This window comes from Lamprobacter modestohalophilus, assembly GCF_016583905.1.
Lineage (GTDB): Bacteria > Pseudomonadota > Gammaproteobacteria > Chromatiales > Chromatiaceae > Lamprobacter > Lamprobacter modestohalophilus.
This window is the reverse complement of the sequence record NZ_NRRY01000005.1, coordinates 1-13,533: the sequence shown is the minus strand read 5'-3', so window position 1 is coordinate 13,533 and position 13,533 is coordinate 1. Positions and strand designations below refer to the sequence as shown.

The 13,533-nt window shown below is 63.0% G+C and carries 13 protein-coding genes; 12 read left to right on the top strand and 1 reads right to left on the bottom strand.

What is annotated here, in order from left to right; all coding sequences use genetic code 11:
* Nucleotides 1-108 precede the first annotated feature (108 nt).
* The 12 genes from mobB (at nucleotide 109) to ribD (ending at nucleotide 11,588) form a co-directional block, all read left to right on the top strand.
* Nucleotides 109-1,206, top strand: coding sequence for a molybdopterin-guanine dinucleotide biosynthesis protein B (gene mobB / locus CKO42_RS28230; protein ID WP_200239986.1), 1,098 nt, complete (start codon nucleotides 109-111; stop codon nucleotides 1,204-1,206).
* Between the two features lie 125 nt (nucleotides 1,207-1,331).
* Nucleotides 1,332-2,777, top strand: a complete 1,446-nt coding sequence (locus tag CKO42_RS04795) for a Na(+)-translocating NADH-quinone reductase subunit A (protein WP_200239984.1) — start codon at nucleotides 1,332-1,334, stop codon at nucleotides 2,775-2,777.
* Nucleotides 2,778-2,873: 96 nt separating this feature from the next.
* Nucleotides 2,874-4,094 (top strand): NADH:ubiquinone reductase (Na(+)-transporting) subunit B, encoded by a 1,221-nt coding sequence (locus tag CKO42_RS04790; RefSeq protein ID WP_200239982.1) that lies wholly within the window; start codon nucleotides 2,874-2,876, stop codon nucleotides 4,092-4,094.
* Between the two features lie 58 nt (nucleotides 4,095-4,152).
* Nucleotides 4,153-4,932 (top strand): Na(+)-translocating NADH-quinone reductase subunit C, encoded by a 780-nt coding sequence (locus CKO42_RS04785; RefSeq protein WP_338034847.1) that lies wholly within the window; start codon nucleotides 4,153-4,155, stop codon nucleotides 4,930-4,932.
* Between the two features lie 28 nt (nucleotides 4,933-4,960).
* Nucleotides 4,961-5,623 carry an NADH:ubiquinone reductase (Na(+)-transporting) subunit D gene (locus CKO42_RS04780; RefSeq protein WP_200239980.1) on the top strand — a complete coding sequence of 221 codons (663 nt, stop codon included), beginning with the start codon at nucleotides 4,961-4,963 and terminating at the stop codon, nucleotides 5,621-5,623.
* 94 nt (nucleotides 5,624-5,717) lie between these two features.
* Nucleotides 5,718-6,326: an NADH:ubiquinone reductase (Na(+)-transporting) subunit E gene (nqrE, locus tag CKO42_RS04775; RefSeq protein WP_200239978.1), complete on the top strand. Its 609-nt coding sequence runs from the start codon at nucleotides 5,718-5,720 to the stop codon at nucleotides 6,324-6,326.
* Between the two features lie 127 nt (nucleotides 6,327-6,453).
* Nucleotides 6,454-7,674 (top strand): NADH:ubiquinone reductase (Na(+)-transporting) subunit F, encoded by a 1,221-nt coding sequence (nqrF, locus tag CKO42_RS04770; protein WP_200239976.1) that lies wholly within the window; start codon nucleotides 6,454-6,456, stop codon nucleotides 7,672-7,674.
* Nucleotides 7,675-7,698: 24 nt separating this feature from the next.
* The gene (locus tag CKO42_RS04765) at nucleotides 7,699-7,920 is read left to right on the top strand and encodes a (Na+)-NQR maturation NqrM (RefSeq protein WP_200239974.1); all 222 of its coding nucleotides are present in this window, start codon (nucleotides 7,699-7,701) and stop codon (nucleotides 7,918-7,920) included.
* Between the two features lie 219 nt (nucleotides 7,921-8,139).
* A complete protein-coding gene (locus CKO42_RS04760) occupies nucleotides 8,140-8,556 on the top strand; it encodes a CBS domain-containing protein (protein ID WP_200239972.1) in 417 nt (138 codons plus the stop codon).
* A 56-nt stretch (nucleotides 8,557-8,612) separates the two neighbouring features.
* A complete protein-coding gene (glyA, locus tag CKO42_RS04755; RefSeq protein ID WP_200239970.1) occupies nucleotides 8,613-9,869 on the top strand; it encodes a serine hydroxymethyltransferase in 1,257 nt (418 codons plus the stop codon).
* 55 nt (nucleotides 9,870-9,924) lie between these two features.
* Nucleotides 9,925-10,437 (top strand): transcriptional regulator NrdR, encoded by a 513-nt coding sequence (gene nrdR / locus CKO42_RS04750; protein ID WP_200239968.1) that lies wholly within the window; start codon nucleotides 9,925-9,927, stop codon nucleotides 10,435-10,437.
* Between the two features lie 2 nt (nucleotides 10,438-10,439).
* Nucleotides 10,440-11,588, top strand: coding sequence for a bifunctional diaminohydroxyphosphoribosylaminopyrimidine deaminase/5-amino-6-(5-phosphoribosylamino)uracil reductase RibD (gene ribD / locus CKO42_RS04745; RefSeq protein ID WP_242479136.1), 1,149 nt, complete (start codon nucleotides 10,440-10,442; stop codon nucleotides 11,586-11,588).
* On the opposite strand, the gene CKO42_RS04740 is transcribed toward ribD, so the two are convergent.
* Nucleotides 11,568-13,316, bottom strand: coding sequence for a cation:proton antiporter domain-containing protein (locus CKO42_RS04740; protein WP_200239966.1), 1,749 nt, complete (start codon nucleotides 13,314-13,316; stop codon nucleotides 11,568-11,570). The two genes, ribD and CKO42_RS04740, sit on opposite strands and share 21 nt — an antisense overlap.
* Between the last annotated feature and the right edge of the window lie 217 nt (nucleotides 13,317-13,533).

Sequence of the window (13,533 nt, the reverse complement as noted above, 5' to 3'; positions counted from 1 at the left end):
GGAAATGAGCCGCGATTCTGCCCCCTCTCGGCTAGAATGTCCAAGGCGAGCGCGCAGATTCGCAAGCTCCGCACCAAGCTCAGCAGTTAATTTGGAGAGCCATGCTTCATGGGCGCAGAACAGATCCCGGCCGTCGGATTCGTAGCGCCGAGCGGCAGCGGCAAGACCACCCTGTTACGCAAGTTGGTGCCCCTGCTGCGTCAGCGCGGGCTGCGGATTGGCTATCTCAAGCATGCCCACCATGGCTTCGCGCTGGATCGGCCCGGCAAGGATAGCTATGAGGTAGCTGCGGCCGGTGCGCGCCAGGTGATGCTGGTCTCCGGCGAGCATTGGGCACTGCTCAGCCGCACCAACGAGCGCGCCGAAGACCATCCCGCCGGGCTCGATGCGCTGCGCGCGCGCTTCGATGCCGGTAGCCTGGATCTGCTGCTCATCGAGGGCTTCCGCTCGGCGGCGGTGCCGAAGATCGAGGTCTTTCGCGCCGCCACCGGCAAGACACCGCTCTATCCGGATGACGATGGTATCGTCGCCGTGGTCAGCGATGACCCACTCCCAGTCGCGCCGCATCCACCGGTCTTGCCGCTCAGCGATCCGCAGGCCTTGGCCGACTTCATCGGCAAGTTGGTGCGTGACAGCGCTGTGGCTCCAGAAGATCCACGCGTCGCCCTGATCCAGCATCTCCAGCGCTTGCCTACCGAGGGTGACATCGGCGGTTTGGCCGGAAATGCCTCGGTGCGGCAGGGTAAACGCTTCTGGATCACCCCGAGCGGTGCGTCGCTCGGTGCGCTGGTGCCGGATGACCTCGTCGCCTGTGCGCTCGATGCGCCGCTTGCCGAGGCCGCATCCTTGGATGCGCCGATCCATCGCGAGGTTTACCGGCAGCAGCCGGAGATTGGGTCTGTGCTGCACTCGCATGGGCCGCACTCGGTGGCGATCAGCTTTGCTGGTTGCGACTTCGAGCCGCCAGATTTGGGCGGTGCGCGGCTGCTTGGCACTGTTCCGGTCTTGCGGTTGGACCCGGATCAGCATCGAGACCATACGCCCGCCCGGGTCGCGGAGGCCTTGGCCTCGCATTCGATCTGCATCGTTGCAGGGCACGGGATCTATGCGTGCGGCGCTAAGATCTCTGATGCCCAACGCCGGACCATGATGCTGGAACTCTCGGCCCGCATTGCTGTACTTGCTCGCGCGGCGTCCACGCGCTAGAGCAGGTCGCAAGCGCATCCGTCATCTTCAAGCACCTTCTTTATATTGGGCCTTGACGCTTGCCGGCTAGCAAGGGATCGTATAGGTCAATCAGCAGATACTTCAGCAGCACGCTCCGACTCGCAGTGGCATTATTCCGACCCTCTGTAGCCCAGGGCCAGTCAGACGACGGTCGCCCACGGCGTTTTCGGCTCAAGAAAGGCCTGGACATCCCGCTCGCGGGTGCTCCCAGTGCGCAGATCGATGCCAGCCCTGTCGTCAGCCGCGTGGCCCACATTGGCTACGACTGCGTCGGCGTCAAGCGCCTGCCAACCCTTGAGATCGAGGTTGGCGATCGGGTACGGCTCGGTCAGCCCATCAGCCGTCGCAAGGCCTACCGAGAGGTCGCCGCCACCGCGCCTGGGAGCGGCGTCGTCGAGGCCATCCATCGTGGACCACGGCGGGTGCTCGAGACCATTGTGATCCGACTCGATCGGCCGCGCGATGGCAACGACCCGCTGCCACCGGCCGATGAGCAAGAGACCTTCAATGCCTATCAGGCGAGCGAGCTCGATGGCCTGAGCCGCGATCAGGTGCGCGAGAATCTGCTTGCGGCCGGTGCCTGGCTGGCATTCCGAACGCGACCCTTCAGCATGATCCCGTCGCCGGAGACGGCGCCGGCCGCGCTGTTCGTGACGGCGATCGATAGCCATCCGCTAGCGCCCGACCCCAAGCTCATCATCGACGCGGCCGGCGATGCCTTCGCCGACGGTCTGCGGGTGATCAGCAAGCTGTCTGATGGGCCTTGCTACTGCTGCCAGCGGCCCGATGCGGGCCTGCCGGTGCCGGCGGCCTCAGGCTTTCAGGTGGCGGAGTTCATGGGGCCGCATCCGGCAGGGCTGCCCGGTACCCACATCCACCTGCTCGCGCCAGCCAGTCTGCAGCGAACGGTCTGGTCGATCGGTTATCAAGACGTGATTGCGATCGGTCGATTGTTTCGGACCGGGCGCATCGATCCGACGCGGATCATCTCCTTAGCCGGGCCGATGGTTGCCAATCCGCGGCTGATTCGTACCCGGCTTGGGGCCAGTACCAACGATCTGGTGCAAGCCGAGCTGAGCGGTCGCCATGAGGCGCGCGTGATCTCGGGCTCTCCGCTGAGCGGTCGGCACGCGGTCGGCACCAGTGCCTTCCTGGGGCGTTTCCACAATCAGATCACGGTGCTAGCCGAGGGCCGCGAGCGCGAATGGCTCGGCTGGCTCAAGCCGGGCCGTGGCCAGTTTTCGGCGCTGAACATGTTCTGGTCTCGACGTGAGAAGGGCGAGACGCTGGCACTGGGCACCTCATTACACGGCAGCCCACGCGCCATGGTCCCGATTGGCGCCTATGAGCGTGTGATGCCGTTGGACTTGCTGCCGACCCAGCTGCTGCGCGCCCTGATCGTCGACGACATCGAAACGGCCGAGGCGCTTGGCGCGCTCGAGTTGGACGAGGAAGACCTGGCGCTCTGCAGCTTTGTCGACTGCGGCAAGCATGACTTCGGGCCGATCTTGCGGCGCAATCTTGACAAGATCTGGCATGAGAATCACTGACCCGATGATGCTCTTCCACCTCTGTCAGTGGTCACGTCCCCGTGGCACGTCTCCGTGGCACTCAGCGGTGGCTACTCCGCAGCACTCGAGGCCCGCATGAGTAAGGCATTGCGTAAATACCTAGACCGGCAGGAGCGCCACTTCCTGGCAGGCGGCCGTTATGAGCGTTTCGGCGCCCTGTTCGAGCTGGTCGATACCTTCCTCTATACACCCTCGACGGTCACCGCCGGGACACCGCATCTGCGCGATAGCATCGACCTGAAACGGGTCATGATCTTCGTCTGGATCGCGGTGCTGCCTTGCGCCCTGTTCGGGATGATCAATGTCGGTCTGCAGGCCAATACCGCGATGGCCGCGATGGGCATGGAGCAGGTCGAAGGTTGGCGTGGTGGCCTGCTCTGGCTGGTCGGGGCCGGCAGTTACGATGCCAACAGCGTTTGGGCCAATTTCTGGCATGGCGCGGTCTATTTCCTGCCCATCTATATCGTTACCATGGCCGCGGGCGGCTTCTGGGAGATCCTGTTCGCGACCGTGCGCAATCATGAGGTCAACGAGGGCTTCTTCGTCACCTCGATCCTGTTCGCGCTGACCCTGCCGCCCGATATCCCACTGTGGCAGGTGGCGCTGGGTATCTCGTTTGGCATTGTCATCGGCAAGGAGGTCTTCGGCGGCACCGGCAAGAACTTCCTGAACCCGGCGCTGACCGGCCGTGCCTTCCTGTTCTTCGCCTATCCGAGCGAGATCTCCGGCGATGCGGTCTGGACCGCGGTCGATGGCTTCAGCGGTGCGACCCCACTGATGTTGGCGGCTGAGGGTGGAGTGGGTGCGATCCAGGCCGTGGGTGTGACCTGGTGGGACGCCTTCTTTGGCACCGTCCAAGGATCGATCGGGTCGACCTCGACCCTGCTGATCATGCTCGGGGCGATCTTCCTGGTGTTTACCGGCGTTGCCTCCTGGCGAATCATGCTCGGGGTGCTGATCGGTGTGATCGGTACAGCGCTCCTGTTCAATGTGATTGGCAGCGAGACCAACCCGGCCTTCTCCGTCCCCTGGCAATGGCACGTTGTGCTTGGCGGCGTCGCCTTCGGACTGGTATTCATGGCCACTGATCCGGTCTCAGCCTCGATGACCGATACCGGGAAGTGGGTCTACGGGGCGCTGATCGGCTTCATGACGGTGCTGATCCGGGTGCTGAACCCGGCCTATCCAGAGGGTGTGATGCTGGCGATCCTGTTCGCCAATCTGTTCGCGCCGCTGATCGACTGGTTCGTGGTTCAGGCCAACGTCCGCAGGAGGGCCCGTCGCCGTGTCAGCTGATTCGCGATCGCAAGCTGCTGGAGCCGGCCTGACAGGCCTTGTCGCCTCGATCAAAGCGGTGTTTAAGCTGCCGAATGATGATCCGCGCAAGACATTGGCCGTTGCGCTCGTGCTCTGCCTGGCCTGCTCGATGGTGGTCTCGGCCACCGCGGTGAGTCTGCGGCCGCTGCAGGAGCGTAAGGCGGCGCTGGCGCTCAAGTCGGAGATCGTTGAGGTCGCTGGACTCGACTCGGGTGAGCTTGACCTCGACGAGGCCTTCGCCCAGATCGAGACACGGCTGGTCGATCTCGACAGCGGTGCCTTCGTAGAGGGTGCCGACCCGCTGAGCTACTCCTATCGCGATGCGGCGAAGGACCCGGCGGCAAGCACCTCGCTCAGCGAGGCTGATCCGGCCGGACTCATCCGACGCCCAGATCGCATGCCGGTCTATCTGGTGCGCGATGCTGGGCAGCTCGACACCATCATCCTGCCGATCTATGGGGCTGGACTCTGGTCGACCATGCATGGGCTGCTGGCGCTGGCCCCGGACGGACGCACGGTGAAGGCCCTGACCTTCTATGAGCAGCGCGAGACCGCCGGACTCGGCAGTGAGGTCGCCGGCGAGCGTTGGCTCTCCGAATGGCCGGGCAAGGTCGTGCTGGACGCATCAGGCAAGCCAGTGATTGAGGTGGCAAAAGGCGATGTCGATCCGAATGCACCGAATGCTGAACACCGCGTCGACGGCCTCTCTGGCGCCACCTTGACCAGCAATGGTGTCACCAACCTGATGCGGTTCTGGCTTGGACCACAGGGCTATGGTCCGTTCCTGGCAACATTGTCCGGTCGTGAGCGCGGCTGACGCCGGGACGACTAGGGGTACGCACACGATGGCAAACACATCCGTCCGGCTGCTGCTCGAGCCGATCGTCGACAAGAATCCGATCACCCTGCAGATCCTTGGCATCTGCTCGGCCTTGGCGGTGACCACCAAGCTAGCGCCGGCCATCACCATGAGCATCGCCTTGACCGTGGTGCTGGTCGGCTCGAGTGTCATCATCAGCCTGATCCGGCAGCACATGCCGAGCAGCATTCGCATCATCATCCAGATGACCATCATCGCCTCGCTGGTGATCGTCGTCGATCAGGTGCTGCAGGCCTTCGCCTATGAGCTCTCGAAACAGCTCTCGGTCTTCGTTGGGCTGATCATCACCAACTGTATCGTGCTCGGCCGCGCCGAGGCCTTTGCGTCGAAGAATCCGCCCTGGCCGAGCTTTATCGACGCGCTCGGGCATGGCATCGGCTACAGCGTCATTCTGATCGGTGTCGCCGTGATTCGCGAGCTATTGGGCTCTGGTAGCCTGCTCGGCGTGCAGATCTTGCCGTTACTGAAGGAGGGCGGCTGGTACGAGCCGAATGGGCTGATGCTGTTGGCGCCCGGCGCCTTCTTCATCATCGGTCTGATGATCTGGGCGATTCGCACCTGGAAGCCGGATCAGCTCGAGAAGCCTGAATACCGCATCCACGTCGTCCATCGCACGGAGGCGCAGTGATGCTGATGCCGATGCCGATACCAATGCCGATGCCTATGCGTAAGCGCTCATCAAGGAGGCAGGTTGCGGTGGTTTGCTCAGAGGGCCGCGGCTGATGGAGCATTATCTGTCACTGCTGTTCAAGGCGATCTTCGTCGAGAACCTGGCGCTGGCCTTCTTCTTGGGCATGTGCACCTTTCTCGCAGTGTCGAAGAAGGTCGAGACCGCGATCGGGCTTGGCATTGCCGTGGTGGTGGTGCAGACCATTACCGTGCCGGTCAATGGCCTGATCTATCATCATCTGCTGCAGGAGGGGGCGCTGGCCTGGCTGGGCCTGCCGGAGCTGGATCTCTCGTTCCTTGGCTTGATCACCTATATCGGCGTGATCGCGGCCATGGTGCAGATGCTGGAGATGCTGCTCGACCGCTACTTCCCGGCGCTCTACCAAGCCCTGGGTATCTTCCTGCCGCTGATCACGGTGAATTGCGCGATCCTCGGCGGCTCCCTGTTCATGGTCGAGCGTGGTTACGATCTGACCGAGAGTACCGTCTACGGCTTCGGTACCGGCGTCGGCTGGGCGCTCGCCCTAGTGCTGCTGGCCGGCATCCGCGAGAAGCTCAAATACAGCGACGTGCCGAACGGGCTGCAAGGGCTCGGCATCACCTTTATCACGACCGGGCTGATGGCCATGGCCTTCATGTCCTTCTCAGGTATCCAATTGTGAACGGCGCCCTTGACTGCTCGCTGCCGAGCTGCGTTGCTGGTGGCGCTGTGTCTGTGTCTCTGTTGGCGGGTTTCTTTGTGACCAGGCCGATGAAGCACCTGTTTAAAGGGATGAAGGAGGTTGTCGCATGCTAGACCTGACCTTCGGCGTCCTGGTCTTCACCGGTGTGGTGCTGGCGCTGGTGTTAGTGATCCTGAGTGCGCGGCGCCTGCTGGTGCCGAGCGGCGATGTGCATATCGACATCAATGAAGAGCGCGACATCGTCACCAGCGCCGGGCGTAAGCTGCTCGGCGCCTTGGCTGATGCCGATGTCTTTGTGCCCTCTGCCTGCGGTGGCGGTGGCACCTGCGGTCAGTGTCGGGTCAAGGTGCTCGAAGGCGGCGGCAAGCTGCTGCCGACCGAGTCGAGCCTGATCAACCGGCGCGAGGCGGGGGAGGGCTATCGTCTCTCCTGTCAGGTCGCGGTCAAAGAGGATCTGCGCATCGAGGTGCCGCGCGAGGTCTTTGGCGTGCGGCGCTGGAACTGCCGGGTGCGCTCCAACCGCAGTGTCTCGACCTTCATCAAGGAGCTGGTGCTCGAGCTGCCGCCGGGGGAAGACGTGGCGTTTCGCGCCGGCGGTTACATCCAGATCGAATGCCCGGCTTACAAGCTCGACTATGGCGATATCGAGATCCCCGAGTATCTGCGCGGCGACTGGGATCAGTACAACCTCTGGAGCCTCAAGGCGGGGACTAAGCATCCGGTCACACGCGCCTACTCGATGGCCAATTATCCCGGCGAGGCCGGGATCATCATGCTCAACGTGCGCATCGCGACGCCGCCGCCGGATCATCCGGATGTGCCGCCTGGCATCATGTCGAGCTACATCTTTGGCCTCAAGCCTGGCGACGAGGTCAGCATCTCTGGCCCCTTCGGTGAGTTCTTTGCCAAAGAGACCGGTGCTGAGATGATCTTCGTCGGTGGCGGTGCGGGCATGGCGCCGATGCGCAGCCACATCTTCGATCAGCTCAAGCGCTTGAACACCAAGCGCAAGATGTCCTACTGGTATGGCGCCCGCAGCAAGCGCGAGATCTTCTACCAAGAGGAGTTCGATGCCTTGGCCCGCGAGCACGATAACTTCAAATGGCATATCGCGCTCTCATCGCCGCAGCCGGAGGATAACTGGACTGGCGAGGTCGGCTTCATCCATACCGTGCTCTATGAGCGCTACCTGAAGGATCATCCGGCGCCCGAGGATTGCGAGTTCTACATGTGCGGACCACCGATGATGTCAGCAGCGGTGATTGGCATGCTGCACAGTCTCGGTGTCGAGCGCGACAATATCCTGCTCGATGATTTTGGCGGCTAGCCATCAGGTTTCTGGAAGGCAAGCATGCTTGAATTCGGCTTTGCGCTGACGATCTTCTCGCTCGCCTTCGTTGGCCTCGCGCTCGGCGTGCTCAACGGCCGCGCTGCGCTCAAGGGCAGCTGCGGCGGTCTGAATCAGATTCCCGGGCTCCACGCTGATTGCGGCGGTGCCTGCAGTCGCGGACAGGTCTGTCCGAATCAGGCCGAGCACGCGGAGACGCCCACGCACAGCGGCGATTTGGCCTAAGGCGATTTCTGTCAAAGCTCATACCGCCTTGCTGGTCTTTTCGCTCCCCTTCTGCGTCGCGCCGCCGGTCACATAGCCCGGCTAAGCTCCCGGCGACGCTCCTTGAAGGCAAACGAAAATCCTGCGCAATTCGATATGATCTTTTCCGGCAATCGCCTAAGCTGAAGGCAGAGCGAGGTACCCACACGATCCGATCGTTTCGGTCAGGAGCCAGCAGCGATGAAAGAAACCAAGACGGCTAAGCAGGCGATGTCTAGGGGACTCGTGACCTTACAGCCGGGAATGGATGTCTTGGAGGCGTTACGCATCCTGGTCGAAGGGCGGCTGTCCGGGGCGCCAGTGGTGGATCAGATCGGCAACCTGGTTGGCATCCTGACCGAGCGCGACTGCATGCAGATTGCGCTCGGCGCTGGCTACCACAGCGAAGATGGTGGCCGTGTCGAGAACTTCATGACCCGCTCGGTGGTCACTATCGATGCCAATACGCCCGTCACCGAGGTCGCTGAGCGCTTCGCGAACAGCAATTTCCGCCGCCTGCCGGTGATGGAGCAGGGCCGCCTGATCGGTATCATCAGCCGCCGCGACGTCCTCAAGCAGCTCGAAGCCGCCTGGCAGCCCGATCGGCATCGGATCTGAAACCCAATACGATCCGCGCTATACTGAGCGGCTTTTGATTTCCGGGAGTGTTCCTTATGTTCGACGCCAGCATGCAGATCACCGGCTACGATGACGAGCTCGCACAGGCCATTCGCGACGAGGAGCGCCGCCAGGAAGAGCATGTCGAGCTGATTGCGTCCGAGAACTACGCCAGTCCGCGCGTGATGGAGGCGCAGGGCTCGGTGATGACCAACAAGTACGCCGAAGGGTATCCCGCTAAGCGCTACTACGGCGGCTGTGAGTACGTCGATGTGGCTGAGCGTTTGGCGATCGAGCGCGCCAAGGACCTGTTTGGCGCTGACTATGCCAACGTGCAGCCGCATTCGGGCTCGCAGGCCAACGCCGCGGTGTTCATGGCGCTCTGTCAGCCTGGCGACACCGTGCTCGGTATGAGCTTGGCCCACGGCGGCCATCTCACCCACGGCGCCAAGCCCAATTTCTCTGGCAAGCTCTACCACGCGGTCCAATATGGGCTCGATCCCGCCACCGGCGAGATCGACTACGCCCAGGTCGAAGCGCTGGCGCGCGAGCACAAGCCGAAGATGATCATTGCCGGCTTCTCGGCCTACTCACGCGTTGTCGACTGGCAGCGCTTCCGTGATATCGCTGACGAGGTCGGTGCCTACCTGCTGGTCGATATGGCCCATATCGCCGGATTGGTCGCGGCCGGCGTCTACCCAAGCCCAGTGCAGATCGCCGATGTGACCACCACCACCACACACAAGACCCTGCGCGGTCCGCGCGGTGGCCTGATCCTGGCTAAGTCCAATCCGGAGCTGGAGAAGAAGTTCAATTCGCTGGTCTTCCCTGGCACCCAGGGTGGCCCGCTGATGCATGTCATCGCCGCTAAGGCCGTCGCCTTCAAGGAGGCCATGGAGCCTGCCTTCAAGGACTACCAGAAGCAGGTCATCCTCAATGCCCAAGCCATGGCCGAAACCTTCCTCGCGCGCGGCTACGATGTGGTCTCTGGCGGGACTGACGATCACCTGTATTTGGTCAGCTTCATTGAGCAGGGCCTGACCGGTAAAGATGTCGATGCCTGGCTGGGTGCCGCCAACATTACCGTCAACAAGAACGCGGTGCCGAATGATCCGCAGTCGCCCTTCGTCACCAGCGGAATCCGCGTTGGTACCCCAGCGATCACTACCCGCGGCTTTGGCCTCGACGAGGCACGCGATCTGGCGGGCTGGATGTGCGATGTGATCGATGGCCGCGGCGATCAGGCGGTGATCGAGCAGACCAAGGCCAAGGTGCTTGAGCTGTGCAAGCGGTTTCCGGTTTACGCGCGTTGAGCCTGTTGACCGCTGGGCGCAGCGGCCGGCACCGCTCCTGATGCCGAGTCCCTAGATGCGCTGTCCCTACTGTGGTGCGCAAGACACCAAGGTGATGGATTCCCGGCTCTCTGGCGACGGCGATCAGGTGCGTCGTCGGCGCCGCTGTGGCGCCTGCGGCGAGCGTTTTACCACCTATGAGGCCGCTGAGCTGAACCTCCCGCGGGTGATCAAGCGCGATGGCACTCGGGTTCCGTTCGATGGGCGCAAGCTGCGTACTGGCTTGATGCGCGCGGTTGAGAAGCGCCCGATTAGCACCGAGCAGGTCGAGGCCGCCATTGCCCGCATCCATCGTCAGCTGCTCGGCACCGCTGAGGGCGAGATCAGCGCGCGCAAGATCGGCGAACTGGTGATGGAGGAACTGCGCGGTCTCGATCAGGTGGCCTATGTGCGCTTTGCCTCGGTCTATCGCAAGTTCGAAGATGTCGCGGCGTTTCGTGAGGAGATCGAGCGCCTCGAACGCCATCAGGCGCCTGAGGTTCGGCGCGCCCAGCTCGATCTGCTCGACGCGCTCGACAAAGAGTCTTGAGTATGGGTGCCGAGGGTGCGGTTTGCCTGACGCTGATGGCTCGCGCTATTCGGCTCGCCGAGCGCGGTCTCTATACGACCGATCCGAATCCGCGCGTTGGCTGTGTGCTGGCGAAGGCGGGGCAGATCGTCGGTGAAGGTTGGCACCGACGCGCCGGTGAGCCGCACGCCGAGCGTCTGGCGATCGATGCGGCGGGGGAGGCTGCTCGGGGCGCGACCGCCTATGTCACCCTGGAGCCTTGCTGCCATCATGGTCGTACACCGCCCTGTACTGATGCTTTGCTCGAGGCCGGGGTCAGTCGTGTCGTGGTTGGCATGGAAGATCCAAATCCGCTCGTGCATGGCCGTGGTCTAGAGCGGATGCGCGCGGGTGGGGTGGAGGTCATCACCGGTGTGCTCGAAGATGACTGCCGCGCGCTGAACCCCGGCTTCGATAAGCGGATGCGTTTCGGCTTGCCGTTTGTGCGGGTCAAGCTCGCGGCCAGTCTCGACGGACGCACGGCACTCGCCAACGGCGAGAGTCGATGGATCACCTCAGAGGCAGCGCGCACCGATGTGCAATGGCTGCGTGCTCGCTCCTCGGCGATCGTCACAGGTATCGGCACCTTGTTGGCCGATGATCCCTCGCTCAATGTGCGGCTTGCACCGGAACTGATCCCTGCGCTGGACGTGGGCGAGCCAGTGCGGCAACCGCTGCGTGTGATCCTCGACAGCGCGCTGCGCCTACCACTCGCAGCGAAGATGTTGCCACTGCCGGGCGCCACCCTGGTGGCAACCTGTGTGCAAGATGCCAGGCGCATCGCTGCCGCCACCTCCGCGGGTGCTGAGGTCTGGGTCGGCCCGCCGGATGCGTCCGGGCGGGTCGATCTCGAGGCCCTGCTGCGCTACCTGGCCAAACGCGAGATCAACGAGGTGCTGATCGAGTCGGGGCCAACGCTGGCTGGCGCAGTGGTTCAGCAACGCCTGGTCGATGAGCTGGTGCTCTACCTGGCGCCGCATCTGATGGGCAGTGATGCGCGTGGCCTGTTCCAGCTCGGGCCCCTCGCGAGCATGAGCGAGCGCGTGCCGCTAGACCTCCTCGATGTCCGTCAAATCGGCCCTGATCTGCGGTTACGCGCCCGCGTTGCCGAATCAGGTCTTCGGGGTTCCTGAGTCCGTCATTGGCGGTTTCTCGGTAATCTCCGAGCGCACCAGCGCATAGTCCTTGCCGCGTGCCTGCTGTACCATCTGCTCGGCGTCCTCGTCGGTGATGCCAAGCCCATCCAGGGTCTCCGCTGCTAGGCGCAGGCTGGCCTCGACCGCCTCTGGAAAGGCGCGGCTGGCGCCGGCTCGAAACAGCGCATCGCAGGCGGTCAGGTCGCGCGCGCGCGCGACGATGATGATCTCCGGTGCATAGTGTCGGACCAGGGTTGTCGCTTCAATACTCGCGTGCGGATCATCGATGGTCAGCACCACCACTTTGGCTTGCTCTACCTTGGCCGCGGCGAGCAATGCTGGATTGCGGATGTCGCCATAGAACACCGGCTGGCCCTCGGCGCGCCAGCGCGCAACCAGCCCCGGATCTTGATCGAAGGCGATAAAGCGAATGCCATGGCTGGACAGCACTGTGCCAATGGTATGGCCGACTCGCCCATAGCCAGCGATCACCGCTTGCGGTGCCTGCTCCTGGCTCGGCTGATAACGGAAGCGGTCGTCGACTTGCGGGTCTGAGCTCGGGAAACGATCGGCTAGGAAGCCGCCGAGACGCACGAGCAAGGGCGTAATCAGCATGCTGCCGGAGATGAGCGCCGCCGCCATGGTGAAGGTCTCAGCATCGATGATGCCGAGCAGCTTCGCCGCCCCAAATAGAATGAAACCGAACTCGCCGGCCTGCCCGAGCATGAAGGCGACCTGCAGCGCACCACTGCGCGTGCTGCAGAAGCCAAGCGCGAGCACAAACAGGAGTGATACCTTGATGGCGACTAGGGCCAACAGGTGCTGCCCGAAGAGCAGCGGCTGCGTCGTTAGCACGCCCAAATCGAGCGACATGCCCACGGTGACGAAGAACACGCTCATCAACAGACCCTTGTGCGGCTCGATGCTGGCGTGGATCTGGACGCTGTAGCGCGAGCCGGAGAGCATCATGCCCATCAGAAAGCCGCCTAGCGCCATCGACATTCCAGCGCGGTTCATCGCCCAGGCGGCGACGAAGACCGAGGCCAGGGTGACCAGAAAGAAGGCCTCGCGGTTGCCTTGTCGCGCCAGCAGGTCTAAGACTAACGGCACCAGATAGCGACCGGAGACGATCACTCCGGCGAGCATCAGTAGGATGAGGCCGAGCTGCTCCCACAGCGGCGGGCCCGGCAGGCTCGCGCCGGTGCTGGCTGCCAGCGGCAACAGTGCCAACATCGGCACGACGGCGATATCCTGCATCAGCAGGACCGCGAAGGCGGTTTGCCCACGCGGCGTGGCGATCTCGCCCTTCTCGTAGAGCATTTGCATCACCAGCGCCGTCGACGACAGCGCCAGGCTTAGGCCGATCAACAACGCGACCGGCCAGGTCTCGACAAAGAGGCGAAAATAGAGCGCCAACGCCAGGCCCGAGAGGATGATCTGCGAGGAGCCGAGCCCAAACAGCGTGCGGCGCATTTCCCACAGTCGGCTCGGATGCAGCTCCAGGCCGATGACGAAGAGCAGCAGCACCACGCCCAACTCGGTAAAGTGGCGCAGGTCATCGACATTACCCGTCACCGATGGACCTGGTGTATAGGGTCCAATCAAGATGCCAGCGACCAGCAGACCGAGGATCGAGCCAAGACCGAAGTGTTTGAACAGCGTCACAGCCGCTGCAGCGGCAAGCAGCAAGAGGACGGACGATTGGACAAAGGCTTCGGGTTCCATGCGCGAACAAAGGCTCCAATGGGATCGAGGTCTACACCCGTTGATGATATACCAGTGATCTTCTGTCGGCTTGCGGACACCGCCGATGGCCAGGGCGAGCGCGTATAAAATTTTGCGAATAGAATCAGTTGCGGCAGTCTATCGGGAAACGAACCCTAGGAGTTTCCCATGTCTGCCAGTCTTGTCGAGCACTTTGCTCCCCTCAGCGACCCGCGAG

Excerpts from the sequence above, each read along its gene's own strand:
- mobB (WP_200239986.1), top strand. The coding sequence starts at position 109 with ATGGGCGCAGAACAGATCCCGGCCGTCGGATTCGTAGCGCCGAGCGGC.
- CKO42_RS04790 (WP_200239982.1), top strand. The coding sequence starts at position 2,874 with ATGAGTAAGGCATTGCGTAAATACCTAGACCGGCAGGAGCGCCACTTC.
- CKO42_RS04780 (WP_200239980.1), top strand. The coding sequence starts at position 4,961 with ATGGCAAACACATCCGTCCGGCTGCTGCTCGAGCCGATCGTCGACAAG.
- nqrE (WP_200239978.1), top strand. The coding sequence starts at position 5,718 with ATGGAGCATTATCTGTCACTGCTGTTCAAGGCGATCTTCGTCGAGAAC.
- nqrF (WP_200239976.1), top strand. The coding sequence starts at position 6,454 with ATGCTAGACCTGACCTTCGGCGTCCTGGTCTTCACCGGTGTGGTGCTG.
- CKO42_RS04765 (WP_200239974.1), top strand. The coding sequence starts at position 7,699 with ATGCTTGAATTCGGCTTTGCGCTGACGATCTTCTCGCTCGCCTTCGTT.
- CKO42_RS04760 (WP_200239972.1), top strand. The coding sequence starts at position 8,140 with ATGAAAGAAACCAAGACGGCTAAGCAGGCGATGTCTAGGGGACTCGTG.
- glyA (WP_200239970.1), top strand. The coding sequence starts at position 8,613 with ATGTTCGACGCCAGCATGCAGATCACCGGCTACGATGACGAGCTCGCA.
- nrdR (WP_200239968.1), top strand. The coding sequence starts at position 9,925 with ATGCGCTGTCCCTACTGTGGTGCGCAAGACACCAAGGTGATGGATTCC.
- ribD (WP_242479136.1), top strand. The coding sequence starts at position 10,440 with ATGGGTGCCGAGGGTGCGGTTTGCCTGACGCTGATGGCTCGCGCTATT.
- CKO42_RS04740 (WP_200239966.1), bottom strand. The coding sequence starts at position 13,316 with ATGGAACCCGAAGCCTTTGTCCAATCGTCCGTCCTCTTGCTGCTTGCC.